This is a genomic window from Sporosarcina contaminans, assembly GCF_042679045.1.
Taxonomy (GTDB): domain Bacteria; phylum Bacillota; class Bacilli; order Bacillales_A; family Planococcaceae; genus Sporosarcina; species Sporosarcina contaminans.
Genome location: NZ_JBHTLT010000032.1, coordinates 1 through 13,087, shown reverse-complemented (window position 1 = coordinate 13,087; position 13,087 = coordinate 1). Strand labels below are relative to the sequence as shown.

Below are 13,087 nucleotides of genomic sequence, written 5' to 3'. Positions count from 1 at the left end.
GTCCGACCGCAGTGGAAATCAACTTTTCTAGTATTACTTCTATTTTAAAAGAAAAAAGACTGTAGGCAAACACCAAAAATTCCTGGTGTTTGTCTACAGTCTGAAGCATCCTGTTCATCAGGATGCTTTTTTCATGAAACTTTCCATTTCTTATAACGTAGATGCATATAAGCATAATTTGTTCTGCCGATGCACGAACTGAAATTGGAAGGAGTAAAAATCTATGCCATCTACAAAAACAAATTGGTTAACTGGAATTGGCTTTTTACTTGTTATGATTGCAGTCGCTCTTCTTATTTTCCTTTCTATTAAAATCTCTTTTTGGCATGGCCTTATTGCATTTGTTCTCCTAACCATTTTGTCCATTATGTTATGGGTAAAGGCATATAATATGGAGACAAGAAGAAAAGAAGAACAAGAAGAATTCCTTATGTCATTTCAGCCTGACAACGTCAAAAAAGATTTTGCTCAAGCTTATACTTCATACGATCTCCTTTCAAGAATTGCAATCGATGATGTAAAAAGGAAAATTTATATGTGGGCGCCAAAACGAAAAAATGGCAACATCATTACAGAAGCCTATTACCGTATGCCCTATACTATTTATGAATATGATTATGAAGATCTATATGACGTAAAAATGACCGAATATGGCCGCAACCAATTGAAATTCGTAGAAGGTTCAAAGACGGCAGAAGATAATAAAGTAGAAACGATGGAACTTTTACTGCAATTTAGTGATACGATTTATCCGTTTCATTTATTGCGCTTCTATCACCGGCCGCACAATGCATTAAATACGAACAGTGCAGAATATGACAGATATAAACGAGAATTTGAATATTGGTACTCAATACTTCAAATGATTATTAATGATCAACCGATCACTGAACAGGACCATCGTCTTGTAGAAATAAAAAATTATGACGCCGATGAAAACAGTCCTTTTGATAGCAATGCTTGTAAAGAAAGCGAAGAATTTTCTCGTTCCGAAAACTTTAAAATATACTCCGAAAGAGAAAAACATCCCGAATTTGAAATAGAAGAGGAATACAGGCTCTCTTTTAATGAACAGGATATTGGATCGGACTTACAATTAAATGATAACCAAAGTTCCGAGGACAATAAGATAGACTCTGAAAGGAGACCTCAATCTTATTTTGAAAAAATTGTAGAGCAAAACCGAAAAGCTATGGGAAATCAATCAGACAGCAATGACTGAGTGCTATTGTGTTAGTGCGGCTCATCAGATATTATAGAATTAAGTTTATTTTCAAATTTAGAAATGAGGGGTTCCTTGTGCCTTCCACCCAGTCGAAATGGTATATTAAATTAGGATGTCTTTCACCGATCATCGGCATATTGGCGCTAATCTATCTGTTGAATCAGCAAATCTATTTGCCTGGATATATCATTTTCTTCATTTTTTTTGGTCTCGCTGTCCTATTTCTCTATCTTTCGAATCAGTCAGAGGAAAAAGAAAAGAAAAAGCAAATTGATCATTTACAGTCAATCGTGCCAAAAGATACTTCTTATGTAGAATCGCATGCGTTCATTTCTTATGATTTGCTGTCAAAAATAGCAGTTGATGAGAAGAAACGCCGAATTTATTTTTGGTCTCCGGTTCAAAGTGGACAAGCTCCTGTTAAGAGAGCATACCTTAATATGCCTTATGACATTTCAAGCTATCGCTATGAAAATTTATTGGCAATAGAAATATATGAAAATGGTATGCTTCAAAAAGGGGCAATAAATCAAAATGAAAAAACTGGAGAGAAAATTACTGCTTTAGGTCAAACAATCGATCACCAGCAACAAAGCTTTTCCAAACTAAGAAAAGTAATCCACCGCAAAGTCTCTACACTTGAAATGAAAATTATAATAGATGATGCAAAACAGCCAGTTCGAGTGATTCGTTTTTATTCTAATATCGATAAACGGTTGAAAAAGGATTCATCCGAATACATAGCAATTAAAAAAGAAGCTGATCATTGGTTGCACTTGCTCACTTTCCTTATGGAACAAAGCGAATAAATATCGGCACACTCTCTACTTAAACTAAACTTTATTAATATGGCGTTGAAACAGATTTTGTTTCAACGTTTTTTCATGGAGAGCTATTCATTATTAAATAGAATCCTCTCTTCTCTATTTTCAATGATTCTATTGTGTTCTCCATTTCGCATATAGTAATATAGAATCAACTATGTCTGATAAGTTGAAAATATATGAAAACGGAGTTGTGATATGGTGATTTCAAACCGGTTGAAAGACATGCCCCCCCACTTTTTCTCATCCTTGGTTAAAAAAGTAGAAGCTGCAAAAGCAAATGGACAAGACGTGATTAATTTAGGCAGAGGAAACCCTGACCAACCTACTCCTCCTCATATCGTCCATGCACTACAGCAAGCTGCGGAGCGTCCAGAAAATCATGGATATTCTCCTTTCAAAGGGATATATGAGCTGCGGAAAGCAGTAGCCGATTTTTATAAAAGAGAATATGGCGTAAATGTCGACCCTGAAACAGAAGTAGCCATTTTAGGGGGTTCAAAAATCGGCTTAGTTGAATTGCCTTTAGCAATCATGAATGAAGGAGACCTTCTACTTCTTCCCGATCCAGGTTATCCAGATTATTTATCGGGTGTTAGTTTAGCCAATACTCGGTATGAGACGATGCCATTGCTTGAAGAAAATGATTTCCTTGTAGATTTCAATTTATTATCGGACGACCAGAAGAAAGCTGCAAAAATGATGTACTTAAACTATCCGAATAACCCTACGAGCGCAACAGCAACCATTCCATTTTTCGATGAGGCGATCTCCTTTGCAAAAGAAAATGACATTTTCATTTTGCATGATTTCGCATATGGTGGAATCGGTTTTGACGGCGAAAAACCGGTCAGCTTCTTACAAGCAGAAGGAGCAAAAGAAGTTGGAATTGAAATGTACACACTTTCTAAAACGTATAATATGGCTGGCTGGAGAGTCGCTTTCGCTGTCGGCAATAAAGAAATGATCGAAGCAATAAACCATTTGCAAAGTCTTTTATTCATCAGCATATTTCCAGGTATACAATATGCCGCCATTGCAGCATTGACTGAAAGCCAACAATGCGTGAAAGATTTGACAGCACTTTATGAGAAGCGCAGAAACGTGTTAATTTCCGAATGCAGAAGAATCGGCTGGGATGTAAAAGCCCCTAAAGCTTCTTTCTTCGCTTTTCTTCCAGTTCCAGCCGGCTATACAAGCGAAGGATTCGCTGATCTCTTACTACAAAAAGCGGGCGTTGTCGTAGCATCCGGCCATGGATTTGGGAAACACGGTGAAGGATATGTCCGTGTCGGCCTATTAGAAAGCGAAGAACGGATTCGTGAGGCTGTTGGTAGGATTGAATCTTTAGGGATATTTCAATCCATTAAAGCATAAACAAAAGCATAACGGTGCATAGATGGCACCGTTATGCTTTTGTATTTTTAATGAAAACCAATATGAACGGAATCTGCAATGCGACGATAGCCGATTTCCATATAAATTTTATTTGAAGTCGGATTCAGCATATCGGTATAGAGGACACAATAGTCAAATTCCTTCAATAGCTCCTTCGACCCGGCAGCTACCATCGTCCGAGCATATCCTTTTTTTCTCTCTTCTTTCGGTGTAAAAACAAGTGATACAGTAACACTATGCTTTGTTGGACGGGATTTTTTCATCATCGAAACAGTTTTCTTACCATCTTCAAAAAGAAATACTTCCCTCTCTTTAACAAACGTTGCAACTCTTTCTTTCACGATAGATTCGGGAGACTGCGGTAAATTTGTATCCTGTTCAAATAACGAAAACCATTTTTCGATGAGTGGGATATCTTTTTCTTCCGCGTACCTCCAGTTCCCCGGACTGGCCTCAAGCGATTCATTTACCTCGTCCAAACGATAGATTCCTTGGTCCATTAAAACTGAATGTGACTTTCCTGTTTTTCTTTCCCATTGCTGTGCAAATGAAAAAGCCCACGGTTTTAAACTTATAACGGACGGCACTTCAACCGCATTCATTAGAAGCTGCACTGCAATAAATTCAGTAATTCTCTCCACATTTTCTTCATCTACAATTATTAAATTAAGAGGATGCGGCGGCGTCATTTGCAGCAATGCAACTACTTGGCCATCCTTTTCTACAGTCGCCATAAAGGGATCTGCATACTTGCCAGCTTTAATGGCTTGCAATACGCCATAAAACAGACTGAACACATCTTCCTGCATTTCTACGATAGGTTCCGCTTTCAATGCAAACTGTTCTGCATCCTCATACCGATAGAATTTCATCGCCATTCCCCATTTCCTTTTTCAGAATTATACATGTAGAGAGAAGAATTGTCACGATTGTTTTAAAAAAATAAAAAAGGACTGTCTGATAACCGTCAAAATATAATAGATAAAGGTGAAAGTTCATTTTTGTATTTTTTGTCGTTGTTGCAATTTGTATATACCTTCTGTAGAGATGGAAATGGATGACTTTTATCGTCATCTTCAAATTAAGCATCTACCCAACAGCAACAGTAATAGGATTTTAGTATCAAAAAAGAGCCATCTACAAAGTCAATTATTACTGACTTATTGATAGCTCCTTTACAACTATGTAATACGTCACCAGAGAATCGGTTTTTGCACCATTAACCATAGCATGATCAGCATAAGCGCAATATAGATCCAAGATGTCCGGTTTAAGCGCGATAAAATGCTCTCTTTATTAAACCCCGGCTCATTGTAATTTCTTAATACTCGTGTAAAGCCGGTCGAAAGAAAAACGCCGGATAGCAACAAGACGACCAATGTCGCAATTACCCATGGTGTGTGCCAAGGCCAAGGCCCTATTAAAATGAGCAATGCTCCTGAAACGACTAGCATATGTCCGGCATGCATAACGATTCTAATGGTGACCCGAATGATATTCAAAAAAGCTTCTTCACTTGTTGACTCGGCGCTTCGCAGACGCTTAATGATCGGCACTAATAGAAATAGCGGACCGATTGCAATTACCGCGGAGACGACATGGATAAAGACGATCGTTCCGTAGATCGTTTTCATTTCAATTTATCATTTCTCTACCGGGCTAAATTCATGAACCCAGACGGACATTTTCGGTATCCACGGCATTTTCGGATGTAAAGCAAGGATCGATTGCTTATATTGTTCCAAGTTGGCGTATCCTTCACGCTTCGCATCCTCATCCGTTAGTTCACCTAATGTTTGAGCATACAGCTTATCTACTTTGAACTCTTTCCCTTCCAAGACCATAATCTCTCCAGGATAAGCGTAGACACCGTTTCTCCGTGTTGCTGTTTTTTCGCCATTTAACACTTTTTGTACATCTGCAGGCACTGTCACTAATCTTTCTACTGAACAAGTTTTCTCAGGATAATTTGACATTACAATCTCTCCTTATGAAGTTCTCTTACCATTTTAACATGTTTCTCAGAAAATACCTCTTCCGTCCTAAAAAATCCATTACCTATATCATGTCATTTTGTAATCATATAGATAGAAGATGACACAATTGCGGAGGGATTATATGCAATTGCTCAGCATCATTTTAATCGGCATTGCAGCAAACCTTGATAATTTGGGAATCAGTGTTGCTTATGGATTAAAATCAAACAGGATTCCAATTATCTATAATAGTATTATTTCACTCATTTCTATGCTTTGCGCGTTTGTCTCTATACAATTAGGCAACTTTTTATCCCATTATCTTACAAATAGTGCAGCGAATATGATTGGCGGCATACTGCTCATAGGGCTTGGCGTTTCGTTAATTATTGCATCGCTGCGTACGCTGAAAAAAGAACAACCTCAATCTATTGCAGAGGTGAAGGATATTACATTGAAAGAATCCATACTATTAGGTTTTATCTTATCTTTCAACTGCTTGACTATTGGCTTTAGTGCAGGTATTACTGGTGTATCAGCTTTGTTCGCATCGATATCAATCGGAATATTTTCATTCTTATCGGTTCTTATTGGAACTTGGATCGGCTATCGGATCGGCAATTCATTGTTCGGCAAATATACAGATATATTCGCTGGTGCATTGCTTATATTCATCGGCGTCTATGAAATTTTTATATAATGAAGCACGAAGCCCCTCTCTGCTCCGAATCGAAGCTGTGGAGGGGCTTTTCCTTATTCAGTTACTTCAATTGTAACCGTCTCATGTTCATGTAAATCTTCATCGTCTTTCACATGTATTTGTACTTTATAAGTGCCTGCTTGATCGAATTGGTAGGAAGCTTTATATTCTCCAGCAGAAGATTCAGACGCATCGGCCCATTCATGTTTTCCATTTTCTTCAGCATCGTTCCAAATTTCATAGCGGACATTGAGATTTTCCATAGGCTTCTCTTCCATTTGTATATGGGTTGTTAAATCGATTTCTTCCCCTGTTGTAACGCCGTCAAGTACATTGAAATGCATAGAAAATCCTTCTGCATGACCGTGATCATGTTCTTCGCCGCTATTTTCATAATGACCTCCATTGCCAACTGTCACTTCTTTGACAGGCATTGTATGCAATTGTTTCGCGGTTACATGGACTTGCACGTGAAATAAACCATCATGATCAAAGGAGGTTTCAGCTGTATATGAACCATCTTTTTCATTTGTTGCCTCAATTTTATACGATTCGTCTTTTTTTCCTTCCTCCCAAATTTCATAGACAACCTCATCTGCATCAGCGACTTTTTCATCGCCATACGTGACGATTGCTTCCATTTGTACAGTATCTCCCACTTCGACTTTCTCAGTAACAGTCAAATCGACTTCAAGTGGGTATACTTCTACATCTGCATTGTTTTCTTCTTTCGAACTGCATGCCGACAAAATGAGCAGTAGCAGTACTGTAAGTATTCCAAGCGTTTTTTTCTTCAATCAACTCTTCCTCCCGTTTCGCTTAACGAAATGTTGTATATTCAGTATGATAATATAAGGTAATTTCGAAGTAATTGTGAAGTTGGCGCCTTCATATTCTTTTCACATATCCAAACGATAATAATACTAAAGAAAATTATGGATAGGAGTCGTTTGAATGCATCCATATACAATACTCATTATTGATGATGAACCACAAATGCGGCAACTAATTAGAACTTTCTTGGAAAAGGATGGTTATGAAGTTGCAGAGGCTACAGATGGTGCCCATGCACTTTCCTTAATTGATAGCGTACGTCCCCATTTGTGCATTGTGGACATAATGATGCCATTCATGGATGGCTTCACCTTTGCACAAGAACTAAACAAAGATCATGACATTCCCATTATTTTCTTATCGGCAAAAGGTGAAGAATGGGACAAGATTCATGGTTTGAAATTAGGCGGCGATGATTATATTGTCAAGCCTTTTATGCCCGGAGAGTTACTTGCTCGCATCGAGTCTGTCTTGCGCAGGAGCTATCGGTCTACTGTAACCGACAGTCTTCAAATCGGACCTTTAGTCATTGATCCACACGCACATACCGTCACGCTAAATGATGAGCCTTTGTCATTGACGCTGAAAGAATTTGGTGTCCTCCAAACATTGGCGAAAAACAAAGGGAGAGTATTTTCCAGGGAACAGCTATTGCACATCGTTTGGGGTGAAGATCACCAAAGTACAGACAGGACAGTTGATACACATATTAAAACATTGCGCTTAAAAATGGGCGAATATGGCCAAATGATTGAAACAGTATGGGGAATCGGCTATAAATTCGAGGTACGCTAATGAATATGACTTTGAGTAAGAAAATACTCACTCTGCTCATCTCAAGTATTGCCTTCACGATCCTTTTTTCGTTTTTTTTCATCCATTTCCTCTATACGAAGCTATACCTCGATAGTATTGAACAATCGATCATCTATCAAGGTCAACGGACTGCTTCACACTATCACTACGGAGAATTAACAGATGAAATTATCGAGAAAATTCAGTGGTATAATGTCGTTTCCGAATATGAAATTATAGTCGTTGATCGCTTAGATGACTTATCATCCTACTTTCCATATAAAATTAACTATGAAAATTTGGTTGACGAAGATGACAAGAGCATTTTGGAAACAGGCTCTTACGTCATGAAAGAAGGATATGTACAAGAATTGGATCGTGAAATTTTAGGTGCCATCTTCCCGATTAAAGGAGAAAATGGGCTCATTGGATTCATCTATATTTACGTTCCTTTAGCTGCGATTCAAGATGTATTCCGAGAGAGCATTCCGTTATTAGTAATTGTAGGGACATTATTTTTCTTCATTTTATTTTTGGCGATCAACCGAGTATGGCAATCCCTTTTTAATCCTTTACGAGAGCTGCAGCAACTATCTGCAGAAGTGTCGAAAGGCAATTACAGTCGAAGAATTGAAACGAACCGTCACGATGAAATCGGGCAGCTTACGCATGCTTTCAATTTGATGAGCTTATCTCTTGAGGAGCAAGAGAAGCGAAAAAAAGAATTTACATCGAATATTGTCCATGAGCTACGGACGCCTTTAACCTATATCGGCGGTTATACTCATGTACTCAAGGAAAAAATTTATACTTCGCCTGAAGAAGCGAAAGAATATTTGACGACAATCGAAAAAGAAACGAATCGGTTGAACAAGCTCATCAATGATCTTGTTGAACTGAACCACCTACAGGAAGAGCTCTATAAAATCATCCCTGCTCCGATTGCCGGGGCTCAGCTAGTAAAGGATACACTCGAATTATTCGCAATACATGTGAAAGAAAAAGAGATTACTTTGCAGTTGGATATAGACGAAGACGTCATCCTCATGGGTGACCTGCAACGCATTCAACAAGTTTTTTACAATACGATTGACAATGCAATAAAATATTCAACAACAGAAGGAACTGTCTTTATTTCTTTGAAGCAGAATGGCAAGAAAATTGAATATCAAGTTACGAATGACGGCATTGCCATTGATAAAAAAGACATTGACAGAATCGGGGAACGTTTCTTTCGCACCGATAAAGCGCGGAACCGTTCGACTGGCGGCACTGGTTTAGGGCTTTCCATCGTGAAGGAAATTGTTCGCCTTCACGGAGGGAAAATGACCATTGAAAGCGATAGCTCCTCCGGCACGACAGTGAGGATAGACTTTATCGGCTTATTAGATGAACAGAAAGATGGGAAAACAAATTGAAGAAATATAAATGGGTTTTACTATTAACTTCTTCGCTTCTTTTGTTTGCGTGCAACACTTCAGTAAAAACAGGACGGCAAGTTGAATCTTTTTCATTTACAGATCAAACGGGCAACCCATATGGTTCAGAAGATCTTAAAGGGAAAATATGGGTGGCAGATTTCATTTTCACACAGTGCAAAACAGTATGCCCCCCTATGACATTTGAAATGGCGGAGCTGCAAAAAAAGTTTAAGGATCAAGGAATGGATACTATTGAATTCGTCTCTTTCACTGTCGATCCAGACGTTGATACACCCGAAGTATTAAAAGAATATATCGATCAATATACGGATGATGACGACAATTGGCATCTATTAACGGGATATTCTCAAAATACTATTGAACAGATTGCGCTTAACCAATTTCAAACGATTGTCCAAAAACCAAATAACTCGTCACAAGTTATCCATGGAACAAATTTTTATCTAATCGACCAAAACGGCTATATAGTCGATGAGTATAATTTAGTTGACGAGTCATTTTCCGACCGAATGATGGATGACATTCGTCGTCTTCAAAAATAATGAGCACAATTGATTTGGCAGTGAAAAAACTGTTACGATGTAGGGAATGATATAATCGAAGGATTTTGCATATCGATTCAAATCCAACGAACTCTCACGGTAAAGGAGGATGCTTCCGCTGAATAAAGATAAGACGATCATCTCTACCTTGTCCTATTATACGGTCGAAAGGTCAATTGACTGGTTCCAACAAAAACACCGCCAATCAAATTTTATGATCCTTCTGTATGTGGATGCCGTTACTACACCTAAGCACCACTTTCCTTTGGAAAATATCCAAGATATGTCCTTTAAAGCCTTTTCAAACGGGACCGGTCTTTTCTATTTGCACACAAATCAAGGTGTCTTCACATATGGTGTCGAAAGAGATCCAATGGATTTCATCAAGGCGTATCGGAGATTAAAAGGCGATCAATACATCTAATCCATCTACTTTTTGTTTATCCTACCTACTTTTGAGGTATACATACAACAAACGATGTAGGAGGGTATATACATGACTATGAAACGAATTGTAGAAAATGCAGTACAAGCTAAACAGGAAATTGAAAATTTAACAACTCAAGGATTTACTCATGACGACATTTACATTTTTGCGCACGATAAAAAGCGTTCGGATGATATTACCGATGCACTTGACACAGAAAAGGTCGGCATGAAGGAACAAGGTTTTCTTGACAGCATGAAAAATATGTTCACTTCACGCGGCGATGAACTCCGCAGTAAAATGGAAGCGGCTGGCTTAACTGCAGAAGAAGCAGCAGACGCTGAGCGTGAGCTTGACCATGGAAAGTTAGTAATCATCGCGAAAAAATAAGTGTAATGGGGTGCCTCGTTTAATTGCGAGGCTCTTTGTTTTGCTTTCTTTTACACAAATGAACCTACTTTCGGTATGATATATATTGAAAGCAGGTGGATTCAATGGAGAATAAATTATGGAAGATTGGCTTTTTTACAGGGCTGACCTCTTTCGTGCTGCTTATATTAGGCGTGCGTACTTTGTTAGGTGTCGATTTAGGCGTGAAAAACTATTTGGCCTTCGGTGTGTTCAGCCTGACAGTCGGTATTTTAGCAGCACTCTTGTTGTTCTATAAATTAAAAACAGCATTTTATATTTTTCTAATCGCCCTCTTTTTAGGGTTTGCTGAGTTTTTTAGAAGCATCATAATGGATACGGATGGTATGGGCGATTTATTGGGGATATTGTCACTATTCATCATCTCAACTTTTGGCTTGGGCATTGCCGCGATTGTTCAAGCAGTCCTTTATTTGTTGCGCAAAAACAAAGAAAATCCGAATTGAATGGTAGACAAGCGTCGAACTACTTGTCTCAGTTTGTTAGCAACGAAGAGTTCGATTCACATTAATTTCTGCGCCCTTTGCGGATATTAAGGCTCTGTAATGTCGCCCACTTAGACTACTTTCAAGTCAAGCGTTTTTTGAACCAAGCTGATCAAACACTTATTCCAAAACTACAAGCCCCTATAAGACAGTAGACAAGCATCGAGCTGCTTGTCTCAGCTTGTTGACAAACGCTCGCATACGNTGAACCTAAGTTCTATTCGGGTCTTCGCTCGACTTCGCGCCTTGTCTGACAAGCGTTTTCAAGCCAAGCTGGGCAAACACCTATCTCATGACTACAAACCTCAAAAGGACTGTAGACAAGCATCGAGCTGCTTGTCTTTTTGTCTTGTTTTGTCGAAATAATGAAAAAACATTGAAAATGAATCTTTTACATACTATAGTTAAGTTCGGGGGGAGAAATAAAATAGAAAGGGGTATTGTTTATGGCGAGAAGAATAGCCGAGCCTTATAAGATTAAGAGTGTAGAAACATTATCGATGCTTTCATATGATGAACGTAAAGAATCTCTTAATCGTGCAGGCTATAACACTTTTTTAATAGACTCAGCGGATGTCTATATCGACTTGCTGACCGATAGCGGTACGACCGCAATGAGCGATGAGCAATGGGGAGCGCTAATGACTGGCGACGAAGCATACGCGGGAAGCAAAAGTTGGAAAAGGTTAGAGTCTGCGGTACGTGAAGTTTACGGGTATCAATATGTTTTGCCGACCCACCAGGGGCGAGGGGCAGAAAATATTTTATCCCAATTGAAAATTAAACAAGGCGATTACGTACCTGGAAATATGTATTTCACAACGACAAGAGCCCATCAGGAAATGAACGGAGCCACTTTCGTCGATATCATTATTGACGAAGCGCATGATCCCGCTGTCGATCATCCTTTTAAAGGGAATGTCGATATTGGGAAACTGCAGTCTTTGATCGATAAAGTGGGGGCAGACAAAATCCCATATGTTTGTGTTGCAGTAACGGTCAACTTAGCCGGCGGACAGCCCGTCAGCATGGAGAACTTGAAAGAAGTCTATGAATTGTGCAAAGCACATAAGATCGATGTAATGTTTGACGCGACACGTTGTGTTGAAAATGCTTACTTTATTAAAGAACGTGAAGACGGTTACGAAGATCGTACTGTCGCAAGCATCTTAAAAGAAATGATGTCCTACTCGGACGGCTGTACGATGAGCGGCAAAAAGGATTGTCTCGTTAATATTGGTGGCTTTTTGGCGATGAATGATGAAGAGCTCTATATCCGTTCACGTGAACTTGTCGTTGTGTACGAAGGAATGCCTTCATATGGCGGCATGGCCGGACGCGATATGGAAGCGATGGCGATTGGCATCCGTGAAGCCGTAGATGACCATTACATCGCACACCGGATCGGCCAAGTGCGTTACTTAGGCCAACAGCTCATCGATGCAAACATCCCGATCGTCCAACCGATCGGAGGCCATGCTGTTTTCCTTGACGCACGTGCATTTTTGCCGCATTTACAGCAGGAGGACTTTCCGGCACAAGCATTGGCGGCAGCACTCTATTTGGATTCCGGCGTCCGCAGCATGGAACGCGGAATCATTTCAGCAGGCAGAAACAATGAAACTGGCGAGCATAATAAGCCAAATTTGGAATTAGTACGCTTAACGATTCCCCGCCGCGTTTATACAAATAATCATATGGATGTCGTAGCAGATTCTATAATCGAATTATATGAAAAGAGAGAGACGATCTGTGGATTGAAAATGGTATACGAACCTCCTACACTTCGTTTCTTTAATGCAAGATTCGCTCCGCTTTCGGAAAACGGCGAACTGATTAGCGAAGAAAACCGGAAAATGACCATCAATTAAAGAAAAACCGAGTGCCTGCTTGAAGGGCACTCGGTTCAGCTTGTTGACAAACGCTCGCATACTGCGAATCGAACAGCGAAGGGTTCGATTTGCCGTATTTCTGCGACCTTTGCAGAAATTAAGGCACCTTTACGACAGC

General features: G+C 39.3%; 15 protein-coding genes. 11 read left to right on the top strand and 4 right to left on the bottom strand.

Features of this window, described 5'->3' with window-relative positions; all coding sequences use genetic code 11:
• Positions 1-223: 223 nt before the first annotated feature.
• From ACFQ38_RS06775 to ACFQ38_RS06765, 3 genes are all read left to right on the top strand, one after another.
• Positions 224-1,222 carry a hypothetical protein gene (locus tag ACFQ38_RS06775; protein WP_381480155.1) on the top strand — a complete coding sequence of 333 codons (999 nt, stop codon included), beginning with the start codon at positions 224-226 and terminating at the stop codon, positions 1,220-1,222.
• 77 nt (positions 1,223-1,299) lie between these two features.
• On the top strand, positions 1,300-2,034 hold the full coding sequence (locus tag ACFQ38_RS06770) for a hypothetical protein (RefSeq protein ID WP_336822176.1): 735 nt from the start codon (positions 1,300-1,302) through the stop codon (positions 2,032-2,034).
• Positions 2,035-2,247: 213 nt separating this feature from the next.
• Positions 2,248-3,426 carry a pyridoxal phosphate-dependent aminotransferase gene (locus ACFQ38_RS06765; protein ID WP_381480154.1) on the top strand — a complete coding sequence of 393 codons (1,179 nt, stop codon included), beginning with the start codon at positions 2,248-2,250 and terminating at the stop codon, positions 3,424-3,426.
• 47 nt (positions 3,427-3,473) lie between these two features.
• Here ACFQ38_RS06765 and ACFQ38_RS06760 read toward each other — a convergent pair whose 3' ends face one another.
• The 3 genes from ACFQ38_RS06760 to ACFQ38_RS06750 all read right to left on the bottom strand — a co-directional run bounded on the left by ACFQ38_RS06760 (position 3,474) and on the right by ACFQ38_RS06750 (position 5,423).
• Positions 3,474-4,325: a GNAT family N-acetyltransferase gene (locus tag ACFQ38_RS06760; protein ID WP_381480153.1), complete on the bottom strand. Its 852-nt coding sequence runs from the start codon at positions 4,323-4,325 to the stop codon at positions 3,474-3,476.
• 315 nt (positions 4,326-4,640) lie between these two features.
• A complete protein-coding gene (locus ACFQ38_RS06755; RefSeq protein ID WP_336822173.1) occupies positions 4,641-5,081 on the bottom strand; it encodes a DUF2269 family protein in 441 nt (146 codons plus the stop codon).
• A 9-nt stretch (positions 5,082-5,090) separates the two neighbouring features.
• Complete coding sequence (locus tag ACFQ38_RS06750; RefSeq protein WP_336822172.1) at positions 5,091-5,423, bottom strand: ASCH domain-containing protein; 333 nt, start codon at positions 5,421-5,423, stop codon at positions 5,091-5,093.
• 142 nt (positions 5,424-5,565) lie between these two features.
• On the opposite strand from ACFQ38_RS06750, the gene ACFQ38_RS06745 reads away from it, so the two are divergent.
• Entirely contained in the window at positions 5,566-6,123 is a 558-nt protein-coding gene (locus ACFQ38_RS06745) for a manganese efflux pump MntP (RefSeq protein ID WP_381480152.1), read from the top strand.
• Positions 6,124-6,176: 53 nt separating this feature from the next.
• On the opposite strand, the gene ACFQ38_RS06740 is transcribed toward ACFQ38_RS06745, so the two are convergent.
• A complete protein-coding gene (locus ACFQ38_RS06740) occupies positions 6,177-6,920 on the bottom strand; it encodes a FixH family protein (RefSeq protein ID WP_381480151.1) in 744 nt (247 codons plus the stop codon).
• Positions 6,921-7,077: 157 nt separating this feature from the next.
• Here ACFQ38_RS06740 and ACFQ38_RS06735 point away from each other — a divergent pair, with 157 nt between their 5' ends.
• The 7 genes from ACFQ38_RS06735 to ACFQ38_RS06705 all read left to right on the top strand — a co-directional run bounded on the left by ACFQ38_RS06735 (position 7,078) and on the right by ACFQ38_RS06705 (position 12,948).
• Positions 7,078-7,752: a response regulator transcription factor gene (locus tag ACFQ38_RS06735; protein WP_336822169.1), complete on the top strand. Its 675-nt coding sequence runs from the start codon at positions 7,078-7,080 to the stop codon at positions 7,750-7,752.
• Entirely contained in the window at positions 7,752-9,170 is a 1,419-nt protein-coding gene (locus ACFQ38_RS06730; protein ID WP_336822168.1) for a sensor histidine kinase, read from the top strand. The genes ACFQ38_RS06735 and ACFQ38_RS06730 overlap by 1 nt, the downstream gene beginning before the upstream one ends.
• The gene (locus ACFQ38_RS06725) at positions 9,167-9,736 is read left to right on the top strand and encodes an SCO family protein (protein ID WP_336822167.1); all 570 of its coding nucleotides are present in this window, start codon (positions 9,167-9,169) and stop codon (positions 9,734-9,736) included. The genes ACFQ38_RS06730 and ACFQ38_RS06725 overlap by 4 nt, the downstream gene beginning before the upstream one ends.
• Before the next feature lie 109 nt (positions 9,737-9,845).
• Positions 9,846-10,160: a hypothetical protein gene (locus ACFQ38_RS06720; protein ID WP_336822166.1), complete on the top strand. Its 315-nt coding sequence runs from the start codon at positions 9,846-9,848 to the stop codon at positions 10,158-10,160.
• 72 nt (positions 10,161-10,232) lie between these two features.
• On the top strand, positions 10,233-10,553 hold the full coding sequence (locus ACFQ38_RS06715) for a general stress protein (RefSeq protein WP_336822165.1): 321 nt from the start codon (positions 10,233-10,235) through the stop codon (positions 10,551-10,553).
• Between the two features lie 104 nt (positions 10,554-10,657).
• Entirely contained in the window at positions 10,658-11,038 is a 381-nt protein-coding gene (locus ACFQ38_RS06710) for a hypothetical protein (protein ID WP_336822164.1), read from the top strand.
• Between the two features lie 485 nt (positions 11,039-11,523).
• The gene (locus ACFQ38_RS06705; protein ID WP_381480149.1) at positions 11,524-12,948 is read left to right on the top strand and encodes a tyrosine phenol-lyase; all 1,425 of its coding nucleotides are present in this window, start codon (positions 11,524-11,526) and stop codon (positions 12,946-12,948) included.
• Positions 12,949-13,087 lie beyond the last annotated feature (139 nt).